Annotated in this window: 19 protein-coding genes, 1 tRNA gene and 1 riboswitch; of the genes, 14 read left to right on the top strand and 6 right to left on the bottom strand. The window is 38.1% G+C overall.

The annotated features are described in order from the left end of the window. The first annotated feature begins 189 nt into the window (after positions 1–189). From D1868_RS00850 to D1868_RS00835, 4 genes are all read left to right on the top strand, one after another. Complete coding sequence (locus tag D1868_RS00850; protein WP_156004889.1) at positions 190–900, top strand: ABC transporter ATP-binding protein; 711 nt, start codon at positions 190–192, stop codon at positions 898–900. Between the two features lie 88 nt (positions 901–988). Then, complete coding sequence (locus D1868_RS00845; protein WP_156004887.1) at positions 989–2,251, top strand: hypothetical protein; 1,263 nt, start codon at positions 989–991, stop codon at positions 2,249–2,251. Positions 2,252–2,409: 158 nt separating this feature from the next. After that, entirely contained in the window at positions 2,410–3,330 is a 921-nt protein-coding gene (locus tag D1868_RS00840; protein ID WP_231112408.1) for a sodium:calcium antiporter, read from the top strand. A gap of 22 nt (positions 3,331–3,352) precedes the next feature. Beyond that, complete coding sequence (locus tag D1868_RS00835; RefSeq protein WP_156004886.1) at positions 3,353–4,201, top strand: translation elongation factor; 849 nt, start codon at positions 3,353–3,355, stop codon at positions 4,199–4,201. Here the strand turns inward: D1868_RS00835 and D1868_RS00830 are convergent. Continuing rightward, positions 4,180–4,476, bottom strand: coding sequence for a YidH family protein (locus tag D1868_RS00830; protein WP_231112407.1), 297 nt, complete (start codon positions 4,474–4,476; stop codon positions 4,180–4,182). The two genes, D1868_RS00835 and D1868_RS00830, sit on opposite strands and share 22 nt — an antisense overlap. A gap of 95 nt (positions 4,477–4,571) precedes the next feature. On the opposite strand from D1868_RS00830, the gene D1868_RS00825 reads away from it, so the two are divergent. Continuing rightward, positions 4,572–5,606: a DEAD/DEAH box helicase gene (locus D1868_RS00825; RefSeq protein ID WP_156004882.1), complete on the top strand. Its 1,035-nt coding sequence runs from the start codon at positions 4,572–4,574 to the stop codon at positions 5,604–5,606. Positions 5,607–5,690: 84 nt separating this feature from the next. Here D1868_RS00825 and D1868_RS00820 read toward each other — a convergent pair whose 3' ends face one another. Both D1868_RS00820 and D1868_RS00815 read right to left on the bottom strand, forming a co-directional pair. Beyond that, entirely contained in the window at positions 5,691–7,130 is a 1,440-nt protein-coding gene (locus tag D1868_RS00820) for an MFS transporter (protein ID WP_156004880.1), read from the bottom strand. An 868-nt stretch (positions 7,131–7,998) separates the two neighbouring features. Then, a tRNA-Asp gene (locus D1868_RS00815) sits at positions 7,999–8,071 on the bottom strand. A 234-nt stretch (positions 8,072–8,305) separates the two neighbouring features. Between D1868_RS00815 and D1868_RS00810 the strand changes: the two genes are divergently transcribed. The 7 genes from D1868_RS00810 to D1868_RS00780 all read left to right on the top strand — a co-directional run bounded on the left by D1868_RS00810 (position 8,306) and on the right by D1868_RS00780 (position 15,898). Next, entirely contained in the window at positions 8,306–9,169 is an 864-nt protein-coding gene (locus tag D1868_RS00810) for a DMT family transporter (protein WP_231112406.1), read from the top strand. 185 nt (positions 9,170–9,354) lie between these two features. Further along, positions 9,355–9,437: riboswitch (Fluoride riboswitch) on the top strand. A gap of 14 nt (positions 9,438–9,451) precedes the next feature. Beyond that, on the top strand, positions 9,452–10,411 hold the full coding sequence (locus D1868_RS00805) for a respiratory chain complex I subunit 1 family protein (RefSeq protein ID WP_156004878.1): 960 nt from the start codon (positions 9,452–9,454) through the stop codon (positions 10,409–10,411). Then, positions 10,411–11,043, top strand: coding sequence for a hydrogenase (locus tag D1868_RS00800; RefSeq protein WP_156004876.1), 633 nt, complete (start codon positions 10,411–10,413; stop codon positions 11,041–11,043). The genes D1868_RS00805 and D1868_RS00800 overlap by 1 nt, the downstream gene beginning before the upstream one ends. A 7-nt stretch (positions 11,044–11,050) precedes the next feature. Then, complete coding sequence (locus D1868_RS00795) at positions 11,051–12,400, top strand: proton-conducting transporter transmembrane domain-containing protein (protein WP_156004874.1); 1,350 nt, start codon at positions 11,051–11,053, stop codon at positions 12,398–12,400. 2 nt (positions 12,401–12,402) lie between these two features. Further along, positions 12,403–13,578 carry an NADH-quinone oxidoreductase subunit D-related protein gene (locus D1868_RS00790; protein WP_156004872.1) on the top strand — a complete coding sequence of 392 codons (1,176 nt, stop codon included), beginning with the start codon at positions 12,403–12,405 and terminating at the stop codon, positions 13,576–13,578. Next, on the top strand, positions 13,575–14,177 hold the full coding sequence (locus D1868_RS00785; RefSeq protein ID WP_156004870.1) for an NADH-quinone oxidoreductase subunit B family protein: 603 nt from the start codon (positions 13,575–13,577) through the stop codon (positions 14,175–14,177). The genes D1868_RS00790 and D1868_RS00785 overlap by 4 nt, the downstream gene beginning before the upstream one ends. Then, positions 14,174–15,898 (top strand): proton-conducting transporter transmembrane domain-containing protein, encoded by a 1,725-nt coding sequence (locus D1868_RS00780; protein ID WP_156004868.1) that lies wholly within the window; start codon positions 14,174–14,176, stop codon positions 15,896–15,898. The genes D1868_RS00785 and D1868_RS00780 overlap by 4 nt, the downstream gene beginning before the upstream one ends. Before the next feature lie 55 nt (positions 15,899–15,953). Here D1868_RS00780 and D1868_RS00775 read toward each other — a convergent pair whose 3' ends face one another. Together D1868_RS00775 and D1868_RS00770 are read right to left on the bottom strand one after the other, a co-directional pair. Beyond that, positions 15,954–16,391: a MarR family winged helix-turn-helix transcriptional regulator gene (locus D1868_RS00775; RefSeq protein ID WP_156004866.1), complete on the bottom strand. Its 438-nt coding sequence runs from the start codon at positions 16,389–16,391 to the stop codon at positions 15,954–15,956. Further along, the gene (locus D1868_RS00770) at positions 16,330–17,997 is read right to left on the bottom strand and encodes an MFS transporter (RefSeq protein ID WP_156004864.1); all 1,668 of its coding nucleotides are present in this window, start codon (positions 17,995–17,997) and stop codon (positions 16,330–16,332) included. The genes D1868_RS00775 and D1868_RS00770 overlap by 62 nt, the downstream gene beginning before the upstream one ends. A 181-nt stretch (positions 17,998–18,178) precedes the next feature. On the opposite strand from D1868_RS00770, the gene D1868_RS00765 reads away from it, so the two are divergent. Both D1868_RS00765 and D1868_RS00760 read left to right on the top strand, forming a co-directional pair. Further along, positions 18,179–19,234 carry a glycosyltransferase family 4 protein gene (locus D1868_RS00765; RefSeq protein ID WP_156004862.1) on the top strand — a complete coding sequence of 352 codons (1,056 nt, stop codon included), beginning with the start codon at positions 18,179–18,181 and terminating at the stop codon, positions 19,232–19,234. Beyond that, on the top strand, positions 19,213–20,133 hold the full coding sequence (locus D1868_RS00760; protein WP_156004860.1) for a tetratricopeptide repeat protein: 921 nt from the start codon (positions 19,213–19,215) through the stop codon (positions 20,131–20,133). The genes D1868_RS00765 and D1868_RS00760 overlap by 22 nt, the downstream gene beginning before the upstream one ends. Here the strand turns inward: D1868_RS00760 and D1868_RS00755 are convergent. Beyond that, positions 20,119–20,637, bottom strand: a complete 519-nt coding sequence (locus D1868_RS00755; RefSeq protein ID WP_231112405.1) for a nitroreductase family protein — start codon at positions 20,635–20,637, stop codon at positions 20,119–20,121. The two genes, D1868_RS00760 and D1868_RS00755, sit on opposite strands and share 15 nt — an antisense overlap. Positions 20,638–20,825 lie beyond the last annotated feature (188 nt).

Genomic DNA, 20,825 nt, shown 5'->3' with positions numbered 1-20,825 from the left:
AAGCTTAGCTTATTTCAAATATTGTTTTATTATAAACGTTAGATATTTAGATGCTCTTTAACGAAAAATCCTAATTATACTAAAGTATTACGGTTTTACGATAAATCATAAATAAAAATTTTCATATTTCTATGCAGTTCTATTATCTGGTGAATATGTTTAATTATAACCAACTTAGAAATCTTATGTATGGATTGTATTACACTGGTTAACGTTTATAAGAGATTTGGTTCAATAGAAGCCCTTCGAGATCTCTCATTTTCTATTCCTTGCGGCGGTAGATATGCACTTCTGGGTCCTAATGGTGCAGGTAAGTCCACTACCATGAAGATTTTAGCTGGAATGTTAAAGCCTGATCAAGGCGACGTTTTCATTAAAGGTCTGAAGCCGGGGGATAAACAAGTGAAGAGGATTATGGGGTATCTGCCAGAAGATCCGATGCCATATAGAATACTCACAGTAAGAGAGAATTTAGAGTATATAGCTGCGCTAAGAGGTATACCTAACCCTAAAGAGAAGGCTAGGGAGATGATGGAGAAACTAGATTTGGTTCAATATGAAAATATACAAGCCGGTAAGCTCTCAAGAGGAAATCAGCAGAAACTCGCGATAGCGTTAGTACTTCTTCATAATCCTGAAATAGTCTTATTGGATGAGCCCCTTAACTATCTTGATATACCTACTCAGGAAAAAGTAATAGGTATGTTGAGGCAAATGAACGCTACGTTTTTAGTTTCAACTCATATTATGTCAATAGCTACCAGGTTAACTGATCACGTTATTGTGATATCTAAAGGCTCTGTAATATGGAGTGGCTCAATAGTAGATTTGAAGTCTATGGGAAAAGAGGAAGAACCGATAGAAAGTGTGGTGGCAAGGTTGATGAGTAATGTGGGGTAAACTCATAAAATTTGTTATTTTTTCCCGGATTCCTAAAAGATCTTTCATCCTCTACGTTCTTATCTCGGCAATTTTAGTAGTAATGACCTTGCCAAGCTATAATTTTGAGCCACCTCATGTAATAACAGAGTTTTCGTTATTCTCTATATTTTATTCCTCGATCCTAGTAGCCACATCAATATTTAACACTAGATTTGGCATGGTATCTAAATCCGATAGTGATTTCCTGGCAATGCTTCCAATAGACGATAGAATGCTAGTCACTTCAGTTATTATTGGTTCCATAGTAGTTAATTTGGCTCTCTCAATCCTTTTTGTATCGTGGTTCGTACTATCTATAGGCTTATATGGTATCTTTATTCCATTTCTTCTGAGTTTGATCTCAGCTTCACTTCCAGCCATAACTTATTCATTCAGTATGAAGAGGAAAGTGCTCGTAGCTTTAGGAATTGGTGGTTGGTTCTTGTCAGCAGGTGTTGGATTTCCTTTTAGTCCTATGTCCATGTTTGTCGGATATGATACGATAGGGTTTTCGTTACTGATAACGTTGTCCCTAAGTTCATTCTTTCTAGCCATCAAGAGGTTTTCCTTCACAAATTATTCTAATATCATGATAACGTCTGAAAAAGGTGAGGTTAAGCAACAGATTAACTTTACTAAAGTAAGGAATCCTCTCTTGGTTATGTTAGTTAAAAACTTAAACGTATTGGAAGTAGGTGGTCGGGTTAATTTCATGGGTACTACAACATACATTACTAAGAGGGTTAAGTTATGGCAAATTTTGTTAATTACCTCATTAATTGGTTCTGTGACATATTTTGTTTATATTCTAAAAATAGTTGGAATTTTTACTCTTAATTTTTACGTCATTATCATAACGTGGGTCTTAACTGTCTCATTATCAAGTTCCGCACTAATTAGCGAACCGATATGGTTAGACATGAACGTTATGACTCCCTTGGAGTTCTTCAGGAATTATCTCATAAGTAAGGCTATAGTCCTAGTCGTAGTCCTTTTACCAATAGGTCTTTTTGAAGTATTGAGCGGTCAGGTTGTTCTCGGCTTAACCGTTATGGTAGATTTACCTTTAAGTTCGATTTTCGTTATGTCCCTAAACTCGAGGTTCTACCGTGCGTCATTCCAAAATATTCAGACAATAACTGCGGGCAGGTTCTTGGTTTCATTCTTATCTATTATCCCTTTTGGCCTCCTAGAGGTTATAGCGTTTTTACCCTACCTTTCGGTATTTATTATTGGCACAGTTGTTCTATTAGTTCTCGACCTTCCGTTCTTTTTATCGAGCTCGTACTGGCAGAGTACCGTAGAGAAAATAATGACATCCGTAACTTAGTTTTATAATTTCTCTTAGGTCTACAATATCTCTTTACTCGAAATAGAGGGTCTGCAAATACTTAGTATTAGTTTGAGTTAGTAAAATTATTAGTGATAAGCTAATATTCATTTAATTTCGTAAAAGCTTAAAGGGGTAAGAGCTGATTATATCGCGTATTGATAGTTGGCAATTTACTGATAATATTCCCAATTCTGGTTTTATCTGCAGAACTCATTGCTAGAGGTGCAGAGAAACTTGAAGAATTCATGGGACAAGGTATGGCCGGCGGAATAATAATGGGTCTACTTACAGCACTACCCGAAACTATCTTTGTAATTATTGCTTCCATAAGGGGTGAACCCTATATAGCTTTAGGCTCTGCGATAGGCGGAAACGTAATGCTATTTACATTTGGAGTAGGCTTACTCGGGATTTACAATTTCTTGAGGTGGAAGAAAAATCTCGTAATTGCTGAGGACTATTCGGTGGAGCATAGATTTCTGATCGCTTCAACCTTGTTGCTCCTAATCGTTTTGATATACGGTTCTCTGGACATTTATACATCAATCCCCCTCCTCAGTTTGTACGGTTACTATACTTATTACAGAGTGAGGAAATTCGTAAAAGAGGACAGAGAGGAACCTGAAACCGAGGAAATAATAAAGGCTACACTGTACTTAGTTATGGGTGCATTTCTGCTAATCCTTTTTTCAGAGCCTTTCATTGGTGATGTGGCTGAACTTTCTAGTTATTTCCACATACCCTCAATCTGGTTAGCATTAATATTAACCCCGTTAGCCGGTGAGTTAGAAGAAACAATAACAGCAATACGACTCACGACCACCTCTGAACGCGGAGGGTCTTTAGCGATATTCGACTTCGTAGGTAGCAAGATACAGAACGCTACCGTGCTCTTAGCGATAGTAGGCTTGTTTAACAACGTTAGCCTTCAGCCTGGGATGAGTGAGATAGTTGCGACATTAATAGCTAATACTTTTGCGATCTTCATACTTATGGACAAGAACTTGGGGTTAAAGGAGTCAATAATGCTATTGTTTGTATATTTCTTAGTAGCGTATTTTACGCTAGTCTTTTAAATCTGGCTTTTCTTACTCACTTATGCTGAGAGGTTCAATAACGACTGTGCTGGCTTCGAATGAGGAGTTGATAAAACAGACTGCAGAAAAGCTTGGCAAGAAAACGGAGAACAATATTTACTACAAAAAGATAGGCGAGCTTATCAGGTCAGTTTTAACTCCTACTAAGCTACTAGACCAAGCTGAAGCTCTCTCAATATCGTCTTCCTTTTATCTGGTCATGAATCAACTTACCGCGATAGAAGGCGAACTCGCTTTATTAGCTGAAGCTTCGGGGTTAAAAGGAGTTGTTATTCCGCCTCCTGATAGAGAGACCTTCAGCAAGGTCTTTAAAGAGCTCTCAATTAGTAACATGATCTCAGAGTTCGTTGAAATAGACGAGCCGGTGAGCGATCTTGGTTACGTATATATAGATAGGGCTTTCAATGTAAAAGGTGTAGGAGTAGTAGTTCTGGGTTTTGCACTGACTGAAGTAAAGGCTCACGATAAGCTCGTTGCATTACCGATGAAAAAAGAAGTGGAAGTAAAAAGCATACAAGTGCTTGACGAAGACCAGCAAGCTGTTCAACCCGGAACTAGGATAGGTTTTGCATTACGTAATGTGAAGCTCGAAGAAATAGAAGGCGTAACTGCTCTAATTAAACCTGGCATTAACCTTACTAACGTAATCAAAAATGTCAATAAGTTCAAATGGGCTTCGGAAGCTAGTAACGTTCACGTAGTTGCTGGCGGTTTTAAAGTATTGGGAAGTATCAATGGAAATGAAATAAAACTAAACGGAGAGATTCCAATAACCATCAAAAGGGCAATAATTTTGAATATGAACGCTAAACCTAAGACCCCAAGAGTCTACGGGTATGCACTGATGTAAAGGCTCACCACTAGAGCCACCGCCAATAATGTTAATAGTCCAGTATAAATCCACATAGGAGTTAATTCAACCTCAAACTTGTTTTCTTTTATCTGCTTCTCGTCCTGCAAATACTCGTAGAAACCATAAAGAAGCGTAGCTATTCCCATGATTATCATTATAACACCTCCTAGAAGGGATGATGATGTCAGAGGTTCGTGGGCTAAAACGTGTAGAAAAATTTGAAACTTGGCTATAACAAATCCGAATCCCATTAAAGCTATGGATGTTCTCACCCAAGCTAAGAATGTCCTCTTAGCGGCTAAATGATCTCCCGCGCTAATTTCGATACACCTATAAGCTTATTAATTACGGGGACTACTTAGCGTTTATGTTTAGTGAAGAAGTAGATAAAGCTTTGAAAGAAATGGGCTTCAGCGAACTTACTGAAGTTCAAAGAAAGACAATCCCGCTAATGTTAAGCGGGAAAAACGTAATAGTAAGAGCTAAAACCGGTAGCGGAAAGACAGCTGCCTTCGGAATTCCCATTGTAGAACTCGGGTATAAATCACTTGTGATTACCCCTACTAGGGAGCTCACCAGGCAGGTTTCATCTCACATTAAATCTATCGGTAAATACAAGGGGATAAAAGTGGCTGAAATATACGGAGGTATGCCTTACAACAGACAACTTAGAGAGTTAGAAGGTGCCGACGTTGTAGTTGCTACCCCGGGAAGATTATTAGACCTATGGGGAAAAGGGGAAATAGATCTAGAGGAGTTCGAGATAGTGGTTGTGGATGAGGCGGATTTGATGTTAGACATGGGTTTTATAGAGGACGTTGAGATGATTTTATCGCATACGACCGGTAGGAAGATAACGGGACTCTTTTCAGCTACTATACCCAAAGAGGTAGAAGTCTTGGCATCTAAGTTTGTGGATAATCCCGAAAGGGTTTATGTGTGTGAGGGACTAGCTAACGTTGAACACAAATTCCTTGAAGTAGAAGATGATTGGAGGTCAAAAGTTAGGAGTTTAAGGGAGGAAGAAGACAGCGGAATTATCGTATTTATGAGGACTAGAAGTAGGGTAGCCAAATTAGTGCACTTACTAGATAACGCTGTAGAACTAAGGGGTGATTTACCTCAAAGGGTGAGAAACGAAAACATAGATGCGTTTAGAAGAGGGGAATATGATATCCTCGTAACAACGGATGTTGCGTCCAGAGGTATTGACATACCGTTAGTCCACAAGGTTATCAACTTTGACGCTCCTCAGGACTTGAAGACGTATATACACAGAATTGGTAGGACTGGGAGAATGGGAAAAAGGGGAGTTGCGATAACTTTCTTAACCCCAAGAGACTTTTGGTTAGAAAGAGAAGTAAAGAAGTTATTAGCAAAGGAGACTAAAGTAGGAGGTTAAAAAAAAGGAAAAAATTTATTTTAAGTCCTGGAGAGCGCAAAGTAAAGGAAAAAAGATGTTTCAAGATGTTTCTTAAACTCGAATTCAAATTCCTGCTTCTGCCTCGTTTACTTTCTCCAGACTTTGTCCTATAGTGTTTGGTAAAACGAATATTAGCACTATTCCCATTAAGACCATCGGTACCTGGAATAATACCCAAGTCCCAAGAGATCCTAAAGTCGGTATAAAGCCAAAGATAATTGCAGTAGAGATAGCAGCTCCTAGATGTGCAAGTCCGTCCGAAAATGCAAAGGATGTAGCTCTTGCATAAGTAGGGACATTTTCAGTACCGTTAAGGTAGTTCATTTGATTACTCCAACCTACCCCTATGAAGTTCGTTAAGAACATTGCCGCAAAAGCTAGAGTAGTATTGTTTTGAAGCACAAAATACACTGACAATAAAACTCCTAGTAACATACCAACAGCATAAGCAATAGTAGTCAGAATTGCCCTCCTAATTTTCTCGACTATGAACCTAAGGGCTATTGCTCCCAGAAAAGTTCCTATACCAGCAGTTCCGAACAACACAGTGTATTCGTTAATTAAGGCTTTGTCGTTACCGTAAACGCTATTAACCCAAAGCAGGAATTCGGTCAAGTACGGGTACTCGCCGAAGTAGAAGAAGAAAATAGATAACATGACAGAGATTATTCTTATAGCATATTTCTTGTTGCGGAACACTGCAAAAGGATTTTTCTCTTCTACTTTGTACTGTAGAGGGTTATAAGGCGGGAGTTCAGCTACTCCAGCCTTTACCTTTGCTTCTTCCTCCATCTTTCTAACTATCGCTTCAGCTTGGTCTATTTTTCCTTTCAAGGCTAGCATTCTAACTGTCTCGTCTGCGTGAGTCCTTATAACGAGTACTATAAAAGCTAAAGTAGCACCTATTAGGAATATTACTCTCCAACCTATTGCTGGGTTTAAAACGTCTATTAGAGATGCTAAGAAGGGACCTAATCCTAGCCCTGCCCATCCAGCTATGTATACCAGGTTGAAGTATTGACCCCTCTTAACAGCAGGTACCATTTCTACCAAGTAAGTAGGTACGAGAATTAAGTCACCACCTATACCCATCCCAGTAATAAACCTAAAAACGAGAAACATAGGATAGTTTACTGATAGAGCGTTACCAAGACTACCAACTGCAGTTAAAAGTGCCGTAAAAATTAGCATAGGTTTCCTTCCTACCTTGTCAGCCAGATATCCCAAGATTATGGCACCCGGTATATAACCGAATAATCCCATTGACACTACGGTAGTTGCCTCGGACGTTGTTAACCCAGTATAAGGAAGTGATGTACCGGAGAATGCTACACCAATATCAATGACGTCATAAAGTGCGATGAAATAACCGAAGGCCAAAGCAAGAATAACTGAGATGGGTAAGACCATTGTAGGAAGTCTGTCTATTCTAGCTGTCAATTCAGCTACTTTTGAGTATACATCGGGACTTTTTTTACTTGGGCTCCCTCGAGGATCTGTCATTTCAAATTAAATTCTATCAGTTGTTGGTTTTTAAGTTTTTTATATAATTTAAAAATGGTAAATCCGTTTAGTAAGGTTTTCGTAACTAAAAGTAGTAAGAACTGGAAAAATACACTACTTACTTATTAAAATATCCCTATGGAGAGAGTTAAGGAGATGGAATTAAATGGCAGAGACTTAGTGGAAAAGTTAAATATTCTTGCTTGAAAGCAAATTAAGGAAGCTCTAAAATTAATGATCTACCTAAAACTATTCATAATATAGGTTTGTGTAAAAGATACTTCTCACTAATTCTAAACTACTTGTTCTAGAGAAGACTCACTTGGGTTTTGTACCTCTTTAGGCCATTTCCCTATATAGGTTTACTAGTTTGGGAGAGTAATACTCTCCAACTGGGATACATGGTCGAAGCCCTTAACTGAAGCTAAGTCTTCTGATCTGGCATGACTAACCCCTACTGTCATAATAACAAGTGAGGGAATACGTGAACAGCTTGAAAGGTTATGAAATAATTCTCAAGATAAAACCCTATGATAGTCCTAGAATAAACTGGAGCATTCTCATAGAGACTTTGCAAATAAAATAGAAAACATGATTGACAAGGCTAAGGACTAAAACCCCTTAAAAAACTAGTATCACTTTACCTCTTCCAATATAGAAGTAAAGTTAAAGAAAAGGAGAGGTTGAAAAATCATGAAATGGATACTTCACGCGAGAACAACTATATCGACTTGAATACGCTCTCTTGGTACTTGAATAAAAAACTGGCCTAAAACCCTTCTTAAAACGCAAGAGAGGTTGAGGGAGGCTAGGAGGGTAACCGAGATGTGTGTTACCATTGGGGACGTGGGGGTATTCCCCCACTCAGCGCCGCGGCCGGGATTTGAACCCGGGTCAGGGGCTCGACAGGCCCCCATCCTAGACCGCTAGACTACCGCGGCATGCTTCATTTCTTATTCATATTTTGTTCGTATTTAAAATTTACTTGGTAAAGGTTGAAATACCATAAAGCGTTACGTTCTTAACATGGGAAGCGGAAGAATGGTCTATAAGTAACAAGAGGTTACGACGAAGATACGTTAAAAACTTTGACCTTAAGTAACTTATACTTTACTAGCAATTAAAGTACTCTTATACATAAATTTTATAAACGTAAACTCGAGTCTCAGTCGCGATTGGTATTGAATAAATTACTCTCGGTGTACTTAATACCTTACGTTATAATAGGCACATTTCTTTATTCCTTCACTAAGGAAGGGTTGGAATATTCTTCTCCTCCCGTGTTCATGGGAATGAGGTACCTAATATCTGGGATTATACTATTCTCCATAACACGCAAACTGTTAATTAATAAGGATATTCTTTTACTCAGCCTATTCACGACCACAAGCACGGCCTTGTGGAGTTACGGGTTACTATACGTCCCCCCTTCAGAGTCTGCAGTACTCAGCTATACAATGCCTTTGTTTGCTATCCCTATATCCTATTTCATTTTGAACGAAAAACCTTCAATTAATGAGACAATCGGAATTATTATAGGATTTTTAGGGCTCATAGTATACACTAGTTCTCTACACATTTCATTGATAGGTGCAGTCCTGACGATTACTAACGCTGTATTTTGGGCAATGTTTACGGTTTATTACAGAAAGCTAAGGGACTTGAATCCGTTAATGGTTAACGCATCTCAATTTCTCTTAGGTTCTTTATTCTTTCTAATCATGATACCTTTTGACTATAAGTTCGACCCTTCATCTTCGTTTTTAATCTCGTTCTCTTACAGTACTTTTTTAGGTGGACTGGTAATGTTCTTGTTATGGAATATGATGCTTAAGATGGAAAAGGTTACTAAGATAGTAGTCTTAATATTTTCAATACCTATATTCAGCACATTAGTTGACTATATTAGGGGTGTAATTGAGGTCAACTTTCTGGTGATGCTAGGGATAGGGATTATGTTTAGTGGTATAGTGGTATCGCAACTTGGTAGTAACGAGAGGAATGGGATTCATATAGGCGGCAACAGACTGAGGAGATAAGTACTAGAAGTTTTTTAGTCTTGAAAAGGATATTTCTGGAGATGTGCGAATTGGTCTTTGCTGATAAATGATGAATGCACGTCAGGGCGAAGTAGTGAATAAATCTCAATGACAAATACAAAAGTTGTCTTTAGAGTTTATAAACAACATATTTAAGACGTGAAATAAAGATATATTTGCTGACACGTGAGGCGGGGTATGGCGTCACCCCGTGGGTGAATGCCCCGAACCGCCTCCTTTAATGGAGGCTGATGACGCCTACTTCTCTAAAAGGTGAGAAGTATGGCGTCAAATGAGGCTTACATAGTAGAAGAAACGATAGTTCAAGTCCTTTCAGTTATACTATTGTCTCCGCTTTATCAGGGTATATATGAGAAAGCTTTAGCTAGAATACAAGGTAGGAGAGGTCCAAGCATATTTCAACCTTATTATGATATATACAAACTCATAAAGAAAGAAGTATTAGTACCTACAACAAGTTCCGAGATATTTATTTTCTCTCCTTATGTTATGTTTTCTATTTACCTAATGATATCCTTTGTAATACCGGTAGTCTACCCTCAGCCCGTACTATTTACTCCAACAGTAGACTTCTTAGGTGGTGCTTTACTATTTTCCCTAGCATCGTTCATAAAGATATTGGCTTCGATGCAAAGTGGTAGTAATTTTGTTGCATTATCCGCCAGTCGTATTCTCTCCTTTGCTTTCTTATCAGAAGCTACACTGATCACAGTGTTTTTTGGAGTAGCCTTAATTACTGGTACTAACAATCCATACGTTACTCTATCATATTTAACTAAGGATATCACGCATTACTTATCTCTCGCTCATGTGTTCATATCAGTATCTTTCTTTATGTTATGGCTTTTTGAAACTGGGAAATTACCTGTAGAAAGTTCTGGTCTTAGTGAACTTGGTATGATAGACGACGGATTGCTCTATGAATACAGCGGAAAATTATTAGCCATTTTGAAATGGGGGTCTTACATAAAACAGTATCTCTTAGGATCAGTCTTACTTAACGTCTTTCTATTTCCATGGTTTTTGATAAAGGGGCCTCTAGGAGCTATTGAGGATGTCGGAATTATGTTCGGAAAGTGGATGTTATTAATACTAATAGCGGTGATAATTAACACGACATTAGCGAAGTTGAGACTATTTAAGGTTCAGGACTTTTTAGCTGTAGCCTTTCTTCTTTCCCTCTTTTCCTTAATTTTAACAGTATTACAAGGTGGAGAGTGATGGAAGAAATCATACAACTAATTAACTCTTTTATAATTTTGGTGGCTTTCTATATCCAAGGTCAAGCCTATTTTAAACCACAAATTTATGCTCAAGCTATACAATCAGGACTAATATCAGCCCTTTCTTTCTACCTAGCTTTCATAACCGGAATTTCGGACTATGTTTTTCTCGGTATTATAATCATATTTGTAAGAAGTGCTCTTATCACATTCTTTCTATTAAAAGGATTAAAAAAGATTCATGGTTATAGAGAAAGTACGAGAGGGGTTGCCTCAGAACTCATACTTGACTTAGCTTTCTTTATAACAGCCTCACTAATACTATACTATTTAGTTGTTTCTAAGTATAATTCCTTACTAAATGCAAACAATTCTTATGATCTAGTTTTCTCTTTTGCGCTATTCTTTCAAGGTCTCTTTTTAATTCTAAGTAGAAAAAGCACTGTCTCACAAATCTTAGGATATATTGAAGAAGAAAATTCTCTAGTATTATTCGGTATATTTTTAATTCCAATTCCTTTCTTGATAGAAGTAAGTATATTTTTAGACGTCTTAGGGTTGATAATCATATCTTCCGTCCTCACACGGGTTAAGGAGGAACACAAAATCATAGAAGAATTAAGGGGGTGAAACAGAAGTGGAGAACGGTCAATTACTTTTAATACTGTCGATCCTTATACCCTCTCTTTCTAATGTAGTTTTTTTCAATGTTAGAGTTTTAAGAATATCTACAATAATAACCTCAATTATTTCCCTATTATTATCAGTAATATTGTTTATAGAGAAGGGCTTATTGCCTATATCAGGATTCTTTTACGTCACCAGCTTCACCACTTATTTCACTTTAATGATAACCTCGATATACTTACTTTCGTCTATATATTCCCTAGAGTATATTGGTGACGCAGAACCCAGTGGAATTCTTAATACAAAGATATACTATGTTTTACTGAACTTTTTTGTGTCTTCTATGTTGTTTACGGTTTCTGTGAATAATTATGGTTTTATGTGGATAGGGGTTGAGCTAACAACTATCACATCCGCGCTTTTAATAGCTACCGAATACTCAGAAGTTTCCTTGGAAGCAACTTGGAGGTACATAATAATAGTATCGGCGGGAGTGACTATAGCCCTATTTTCAATTATTTTAATTTACTATCAGTACCATACGCTCACGGTATCCACGATCCTATCTTTACATCAATCCAGTGAAATAATGAGATTAGCAGTAGGATTAGCATTGATAGGCTTTGGTACTAAAGTAGGGGTATTCCCTATGTATATTTGGCTACCTGATGCACATAGTGAAGCACCCTCACCTATCAGTGCGTTATTTTCTGGTGTATTATTACCTTCAGCCTTATACGTCCTTTATAGAGTGTACGAGATAGACCCTCTAACTAACTTATACTTAGTTTTCTCCTTACTTTCAATGTTGACGTCTTCGATTATCTTATCCAATCAATGGAATATAAAAAGACTTTTCGCGTACTCTACAATAGAAAATATGAACTTAGCTCTAATAGGACTCGTTATAGGGCAACCTATAGGTGCTTTAATACTATTACTGTCACACGCTTTCGGTAAAGCCTCAGCTTTCTATTCATCGGGCATTCTCGTGAAGGTTTTAAAGGAGAAAAGAATAGACGAGTTGAAAGGAGTTAGTAAGTTAAGGCTGACATCTTCTTCTTTACTGTTATCTTCGTTAGCTGTAACTGCTACTCCGCCTTTTGGGACTTTTATAGGTGAATTCCTAATACTACAAAGCTTGCTGGAGAGAGGATTTTTCTCGATATTTGCAACCCTCTTAATCATTATCCCATTGGAGTTTATTTCAATAAATTACCACGTGAGCAAGGTAGTATTTTCAGGCAAAGACATGGACAATAGGCAAGTAAATGAACCACCATTAATGTCCTCTATTTCCTTGGTCTCGTCAATCATATCGCTTATGATAGGAATATTGTACCTCTTAGTGGTGATGTAGAAATGAAGTATTACAAATGGAGTGATAGAGGAAAAGGTAGAAAGATAGGGAGACTAGGCAAGTACTGTTTGTATGAGCGGGAACTCACTGAGGAGACATGTGAGATTGAAAGACCTAAAAGAGAGAGGACTTATGGTAGCTTTAAATTCGTTTATGGACCCTCTACCGGAGGTTTATTAGAGAGCATAAAGTTTGATATAATTACCGACGGTGAGAGGATACTGGACATTGATGCGACCTCGTTCAAAGACAGAATAATTAAAGTAAGAGGGCTTAATGTGAATGACGCTTTATTAAGGATCGAAAGAATAAATGCTCCTTTTTCTGCATCACATACTTTGTCTTTTCTGTTATCAGTAGAAGATGCATTAGATGTCGATCAAGATTATCAAGTGCAAATGAGAAGAATTATACAGTTGGAACTAGAAAGAATAAGAAATCATCTCTTTGTTATTTCACGACTTACTGAGATGGCTTCGCTATCTGTACCTACTTATGAGCTCCTTTCATTAGTTGAGGAGTTAAATAGAATTATAGGAAACGCATGCGGGCACAGGTACTTTTTTGGAGTTAATCAAATAAATGATGTAAAGTGTAACTTTGAAGGAATAGACAGGCGGATTGAAAAGATTCAAAAAATGTTCGAAACAATATTTGAAGGACTAATAGAGAGCCGAATTTTCATTGACAGACTTCAATCAAACGGGAAACTGAAAGACGAAAACTCTATAGGTCCAGCAGCAAGGGCTTCAGGTTTTCCTTACGATGCTAGAGTTGACAGTGACTTCCTACCCTATAAGGATTTCAATATAAGTCCTGTTGTTAGGGAAGAAGGGGATGCGTTCGGAAGATTTCTAGTTAGAGGATATGAGATTTTGGAATCTTCTATACTTATTAGAGATATTATAAATAACCTACGTGAGATCTCTTCAACGGAAAGTAATAAATTACGCGGTGAAGGGGAAGGGCTAGCCCGGGTCGAAAGTCCTTCAGGCGATCTCGCATATTACGTTAAAATAAACGACGACATTATTGAGGAGATATTATTTCTTTATCCATCTTCTATAAATCTTGATCTTTTTTTGAAAAGCGTGGTTGGAACTATCTTTACGGACTTTCCGTTTAATTGGGAAAGCTTTGGTATCTGGGTAAGTGAGATAGGGGTGAGGCTAGTTTGAAGAACTGGTGGTTCATAAAAGGGATTAAACGTGGAGTCATTACAGAAAAGGAAACGAAAGAAATTGCTGAGTGGTCTACCGAGATTCAAGGTAGTGGTGAAGTTAATTGTCCGACTAATGCTATAGAAAAAGGAAGATGGGACGCTAAGAAATGTGTGTTTTGTAGGAGATGTTATCCTAGTTACAAGCCTAATATGAACCCTTATATCTCCACTGTGGCTAAAACTGAAAAACTCTTCAAGCGCTCTTTTTACCTCTTCGTGGTGGATTCTGGTACTTGTGGTGGATGCAATCTCGAACTAAAGTTAATTGCTTCCCCTCAATATGATATGACGAGATTTGGAATATTCTTCACTAATACACCTAGGCATGCTGACGCGCTAGTAATAATGGGAGTGTTGACGGAGAAGATGAAGGATGTAATAAAAGAGGCTTACGACGCTATGCCAGAGCCTAAACTTGTCATACTACTAGGTGCGTGTGCAATATCTGGAGGGGTCATAGGAAACAGTGTACCTGTTGAAGCTACAGTAATAATTCCTGGTTGCCCGCCTAATCCAGTCACAATTTTAGACGCGTTAAGGAGGGTGAAAGAATGAACAGTCTTCTCCTTCTACTTGCTTATATACCTCCCTTACTATCTATATTCGGTAGAAAACTAGGTTATGTTGGGATTATAGTTGTTTCTGCAGTTCTCACCTACTACTCTTTAACAAACTTTACGAGCATTACATCCTACTTTGGTCTCCTTTCTTCTTTAGTATGGATTTTAATATCAATTTTTTCATTGTTCAACCGTAAAGACACACTCCTTGAAGAGGCTATAACACTTTCAATAGCTGGAATGATAACTATACTTGATGCTGATGAGTACTTACTATTCCTTGTAGGATGGGAAGTGATGTCGATACCCATTTATTATTACTTAGGAAAAAGGGGTAACTTCGGCTCCGCCTTCGTCTTTATCTCCTTCAGTGAGGTAAGTACGGTTCTCTTGTTGTCGGCGTTTCTTGTTGCGGGCGGATCGTCGTTTATGGTCTTGACTTCGCCTATTCCTCTTATGCTGGCCACTGTGGGCTTCTTAATAAAGATGGGTATAATTCCTTTCACAGCTGCAGAGTGGTTACCCATTGCCCAAGGAGATGCCCCTTCTACTATGTCAGCACTAGTCAGCTCTACCATAACTCTAATGGGAGTATACGGTATCTTGAAATTAGGTATTCTTACACAAACTATCCCATTATATTTTCCTTTAATCCTCTTGGTTTTGGGATCGATAACAGTGTTTTTCGGTGCACTATATGCCTATGTATCAGAAAGCATTAAGGGTAGCCTGGCTTTTAGTACAGCCGAGAATAATGGGGCTATAGTGGCAGCTTTATCTATATATATGTTCGCGAAGTCTCTTAATATGACTCAGATAGAACACATATCGTTTTATGGTGTATTATTTTACGTTTTTGCACACTCTATAGCGAAAACAGGTCTCTTTTTGGCAACAAGTCTGCAAGACTCTAGCGCGTTCTCCTTCACCAAAAAGTTCAGGGGCGGATTATACACGCTCGGACTATCTCTTGCTACATCGTCTATGTCTGGACTTTTACCTAACTTAGGAGGAATAGCTTCTTGGCTACTCTTAGAGCTTTTGTTCATCCTCGCTTATCTTCTTCACAACATGTTATCTGTACTCTTCATAGTCTCAGGGTTTACAGTAGCAATGGGTGAGGGCTTTGCTACAGCCTTTATGTTAAAGTTATTATCTTACATTAATCTTTTCCGGAATAACGGAAATTATGAGAAAAGAGTCAGTTCGATAATATTCGTTTCGGGATTAATGGTTTTGCTGCTCGGAATTATAATGCCTCATATTATTTACCCTTATGAGACATCTTTGACTTCTTTAGGCATGTTTTGTCTAATAGTAACCCAATACCAAGGGAAAGTTTTCGGAGGCATATCGCCCTTATACGTATTCATGTTAATAGTAGTTTTATCAGGAATTACTTATGTTGTGTTTGGAAAACCTAAAGTGAGGAGAGTGAACGTTTGGAATAATGGTGTAAGAGACCAAGAGGAATTCACCGCTTTTGCGTTATCTAATAACGTGAGATTAATGCTGAGAAAGATTCTGAAGCATGAAAGTGTTTACGTAAACACGGATTCTACTGATGTATTTTGGGCGATAATAGTGAGGCTAGGAAGGAATCTTAGAAAAATAGGAAAAGTGTTTGGAAGAAGTTTCGTCAATAGTTCAATACAATGGTATATACTTTACATGGTCTTGACGTTAATAGTATTGATAATTTTGTTATCATTATAACGGGAATCCATATAAAATGACTAGAAATTTTTCTGTAAAAGATCAATTAAATTTACTACTCTACTTCTCCCTTTACATTTACTTGAGGTTTTCTTTTACACTCTTCTTCCATGATGACTTCAAAGAACTCTACTACCTTATCGTTGTCCTTTACTTTTTCAAGTAATGAGTTAATCAAATCCCTGTATCTCGCTCTAACTTGTTCAAGAATTTTCTCTCCACTCTCTGTGATCCTAACTCTTACAACTCTTCTGTCCTCCGCGTCTCTCTCCCTAATTATATAACCCATTCTGTCCAGTTTGTCAAGCACTTCCACCATAGTGGACTTGTTTACGTCTACCAGTTTAGCCAAGGAAGTTACGTTCTTCTCTCCCTCAGTGAGGTAATGCAAGACCTGGACTTCAGTATACGTAAGCCCGAGTTTTTCAGCCTCAATCTGCAGGAGCTTTTTCAGCTTTTTGTGTCCTTTCAACACGATTTCCCATTTCTCCAACTCTAACACCTTTTCTTACTAGTGATAATATTCCAGACAATACTAATAACGCAGCTGATATATTTAGCATTAACCTAAATCCGGAAATGAAAGAAGGGGCTATTGCTGTAATGAAGAAGGCTGGCGTATCTATATGTGAAGCTACAGACGTGGGTAATGAGGAAGCCAGGCTAGAAAGGGGATCATAGCCTAATAAAGCGGAGAATATAGCGACTGCTGCAGGTAAGTTTACATTTAAATGAATGCCGTATGAGGACAAAGCAGATTCTATTGAAGAGTTTAGTGTGGCAGCCATACCGGTAATTACTACACTAAAATAAAGGGCCACACTTATAGCCGATGCCGTGTTCTGTAGCGAAGCCCTCATACCTGAAGCAGCTCCTCTCTTTTGTACTGGTACTGAAGCCATTATATCAGCCATGTTCGGTGAAGAGAACAATCCCATCCCTGCCCCCATTAGGAAGGATATTGCGAAGAACTGCCAGAGCTGGAAATCATATGGCAATAAGGAGAGTAGAAAGAACCCTAGTGCACTTATGAAGAGGCCCAACGAAGTGAGTACTTTAGACCCGTATCTGTCCGAGAGTATACCGCTTATCGGGCCTAACGCTGCAAATCCGAGCGTGTTAGGTATTAAGTAAAGCCCCGCCCAGAAAGGCGTCTGGGAATAAGGCACTCCGTGAAGCGGTAACCATATTCCTTGTAATAAGACGAGCATCATTAGAAGTATTCCTTGTCTCGCCATAGAGGCGATAAAATTAGTGAAGTTAGCTACGGAGAAATCCCTGATTTTAAACAAGGATAAGTCGAACATAGGGTTCTTAACCTTCCTTTCCACGAAAACAAACATACCTATTGTCAAGAAGGAGATAATTAAGCCAGTGATTACAAAGGGATTCCCCCAACCCAGCTGTTGGTTATGATAAGGTAAAAGACCGTAAGTAACTGAGATCAAGAGTAGAGTTATTCCAAGTGCGAATAGGATATTGCCGATTATGTCTAACGGTTGTTTGATCGGTTTCTGAACATCTCTCAAGGACTTGAAACTCCAAAGAGTTCCTATAATCCCAACTACGAAGTCCAAGAGGAATATGTATCTCCAGTTTATCACAGAAAGAACACCTCCTATAATTAACCCTGCGACTCCGCCGACCAGTCCCGATACTTGATTCAGACCGAGAGCCTTGCCCAATTCGTTCTTCGGGAAATAGTCAGTAAGAATTGCCGCACTGTTTACCATCAATAAGCCTCCGCCTACACCCTGGAAAAGTCTTAAAATTATCATTTCGAGAACTGCACTGTCACCGTAGCCGTTTACCGTAGATAATAGACCTGAAGATATTGCAAAAATCAGAAATCCGAGGGAGTATAACTTTGCTCTGCCTTTGAGATCTGATATTCTGCCGAATGTGACTACTAAAGAAGACGTAACTACCATGTATCCTAAAATTAGCCAAATTAGGTAACCCAGTGCATCAGGAGCTGTTGGATTAAACCTTAGACTGTTGAATATTTGGGGCAAGGCGATAATTATCATGTTGTAATTTGCAAAGGCTATGAATATTGCGATGCTGGTGTTGGACAAAGCAATCCATTCACTCTTCATGTTTGTTCGGAATTGAACTATTAGTTTCTAAATATAAATTTGTTTCTAACTAATGGACTTTTACAAAAGCTAGTCTATAATGACTAATTCTCTAAGTAATAATTTTAGTACAATATCGCTGGAATTAAAACGTAACATTACAAATAGTTTTATACGTATTTCAGTAGTAAATAATCCCGACTTGAAATTACTTTTCGTTAATCACAGAGATATTTTTCACCCTCAAGCTGGAGGTGCAGAGCAAGTAATATATGAAGTAGGAAAAAGGCTTGTTAAGAAAGGTATAGAAGTTTATTGGATGAGTGAGAATAAGGGCACGGCAGAGGAAGAGATAGACGGGATAAAGTTAATCAGGAAAGGAAATTCCCTTACTTTACATTATTACTCGCTAAAGGAGGTTAAGAAATACGATGTAGTCATTGACAGTGTAGCTCATGCTGTACCATTTTTTTCCTATAAGGTTAATGAGAGGAGTATAGGTTTGATTCATCACGTCCATCAGGATGTCGTTGACTTCGAACTCAACCCGCTCTTATCACATGTCGTAAAGTTTCTTGAGAAAAGAGTAAAGAACTACCCCAGACTTATTTCTGTTTCTAACACTACTAAAGAGGAGTTAGTAAAAAGGTTCGGAATTAATGAGAATGTAATTAAGGTTATTTACAACGGTATAGACCACGAAAAATTTACCCCTGGTGAGAAGTCAGAATACCCACTCATCTTATGGATAGGTAGGTTAAAGAAGTACAAGAACCCGTTAGATGCTATAAAGATCTACAAGAAACTGAGCAATAAAAGGGCTGTTCTTATTATGGTAGGTTCTGGCGAAATGGAGAAAGAGATTAAAGATGTAATAGCTGGTGAGAAGAACATATTCTTTCTCGGAAAAGTAGACGAAAAAAAGAAGATAGAGCTTTACCAAAAGGCGTGGGTAGTGCTTTCGACCTCTTTTATCGAGGGATGGGGAATGACTGTAGTTGAGGCTAATTCTTGTGGTACCCCAGCAGTAGCTTATTCCACAGGCTCTATGCCTGAGATTATAAGGGAAGGTGTAAACGGCTTCTTAGTAAACTATAAGGACTATAACAAGGCAGCAGAGGCTATTAACTACTTAATAGAAGACGAGAACCTCATGAGGTATCTGTCGAAGCTAAGCTATGAGTCCTCTTTAAAGTACGATTGGAATAAAACCTCTGAAGAATATTATAAATATATATGGGAGACAGTAGCAGACTAGAGAAGGCTAAAGCCCTTTATGAAGAGTACAAGAGGAAAAAAGATAAGAGTCTTTTAGATGAAGCGGTAAAGCTTTTACAAGGGGATGACAGTGTTGCGTCACTGAACCAATTAGGACTTATTTATACCGAATTAGAGAGGTATCAGGAAGCTGAAGAAGTTTTCAGAAAAGCACTGAAGAAAACAAAGAACGATGACGATCTAGCTATAATTAAATTTAATTTAGCCATATGTCTCTTTAAAAAGAAAGACTTAACGTCAGCATATGAAATACTGAAGGAACTGTCGGTTACAAAAAATGTAATGAAAGTTCACTCTCAAAGGCTCTTGGCTAAGGTCTGCCTTGCAATGGGTGACATCAAACATGTGGACGAAGCAAGAGCTATTCTAGAAAACTTCGATGAGCCTACAGAAGACCTAATAGTCTCTTACATTTATCTGGCTAGGAACGGCAGAAGGGAGTATTTGAAGAAAGCAATTGAGTTAGCCCAATTTTTGGGCAACAAGAGGTTATTAGCGGAAGCACTTCTCTCTTCAGAAGCAGAAGAGGATCTCGAAAAGGCATTGGAGTTATTTAGGGAGTTAAAGGATGTAAAAGGAGAGGCTAGAGCTCTATACAAGCTCTCTTTTTACAATAAAGATTTGTTATATGAAGCACTCCAGAAATTAGAGGAGTACGGTGAGGGAACTGATAGCGATAAAGTCAGGCTATTGAACGAGCTTTATAAAAGGACTAATTTAGTGGACTTTCTTAAAAAGGCAATATCGTATGCTGAGAAAGCTAATGAGACACTCTTCTTAGCTAGGGCTTACGTTGAATTATCTAAGCATGAGAACGAAGTAGAAAATTTAAGGAAAGCAGTGAAGTATTATGAAGAGTTTATATCAAAGTACTTTTAATCCCCATTTGTTTATGAAAATCACATCTTCGGGCTTCTTAACCTCCTTGGGCTGGGTTTTGTACTCAGGGTCAGGATATCCTACGGAGAGAAGAGTCATTAATATTTTTCCCTCCGGGATCCCTAAGATCTCCTTAGCCTTCCTATTTTCATAAGCAGCTATCCATCCTACTCCCAATCCTACTGAGTAAGCAGCTAAGACAAAATATAATGTAGCATTTGAGGCATCTATCATCCACGTCTCTGGACTTAAATCAGGCTCTGCTACTACGGCAATACCTATTGGGGCATATGCAATGTGAGAAGCTCCTTTATGTAGTGTTGAGAGTTCCTTCTTAATCGATTCATCCGCAATAATTATGAACTTCCACGGTTCCCTATTATTGGAATTTGGGGAGTGGTTTGCGACTCTTATTAACTCCTTGATTAAATTCATGTCTACTGGTTTATTTTGAAACCTTCTTATACTTCTTCTCCTGATGAGAAAATCTATTATTTCGTTCACTTGAGAATTTATCATGTATAAGCAAAAAAGTTTACTGAAGGAAATGGGGACAAGGGGATTTCATAGAGCTCTAATGAGCACTCAATCCCCCCACTGGACATAATTAAAAATTTACCACAATTTAAAAATCTCATTTTATAGTACAGTCTTACAGTCTATAAATTATTTCTTTTTTAGTGTAAAAGTAA

Origin of the sequence: Stygiolobus azoricus, from assembly GCF_009729035.1 — an archaeon.
Classification (GTDB): Archaea; Thermoproteota; Thermoprotei_A; order Sulfolobales; family Sulfolobaceae; genus Stygiolobus; species Stygiolobus azoricus.
This window is presented reverse-complemented; position numbering and strand designations above follow the sequence as displayed.

Excerpts from the sequence above, each read along its gene's own strand:
- D1868_RS00850 (WP_156004889.1), top strand. The coding sequence starts at position 190 with ATGGATTGTATTACACTGGTTAACGTTTATAAGAGATTTGGTTCAATA.
- D1868_RS00820 (WP_156004880.1), bottom strand. The coding sequence starts at position 7,130 with ATGACAGATCCTCGAGGGAGCCCAAGTAAAAAAAGTCCCGATGTATAC.
- D1868_RS00790 (WP_156004872.1), top strand. The coding sequence starts at position 12,403 with ATGAAGTATTACAAATGGAGTGATAGAGGAAAAGGTAGAAAGATAGGG.
- D1868_RS00825 (WP_156004882.1), top strand. The coding sequence starts at position 4,572 with ATGTTTAGTGAAGAAGTAGATAAAGCTTTGAAAGAAATGGGCTTCAGC.
- D1868_RS00800 (WP_156004876.1), top strand. The coding sequence starts at position 10,411 with ATGGAAGAAATCATACAACTAATTAACTCTTTTATAATTTTGGTGGCT.
- D1868_RS00835 (WP_156004886.1), top strand. The coding sequence starts at position 3,353 with ATGCTGAGAGGTTCAATAACGACTGTGCTGGCTTCGAATGAGGAGTTG.
- D1868_RS00805 (WP_156004878.1), top strand. The coding sequence starts at position 9,452 with ATGGCGTCAAATGAGGCTTACATAGTAGAAGAAACGATAGTTCAAGTC.
- D1868_RS00780 (WP_156004868.1), top strand. The coding sequence starts at position 14,174 with ATGAACAGTCTTCTCCTTCTACTTGCTTATATACCTCCCTTACTATCT.
- D1868_RS00770 (WP_156004864.1), bottom strand. The coding sequence starts at position 17,997 with ATGAAGAGTGAATGGATTGCTTTGTCCAACACCAGCATCGCAATATTC.
- D1868_RS00760 (WP_156004860.1), top strand. The coding sequence starts at position 19,213 with ATGGGAGACAGTAGCAGACTAGAGAAGGCTAAAGCCCTTTATGAAGAG.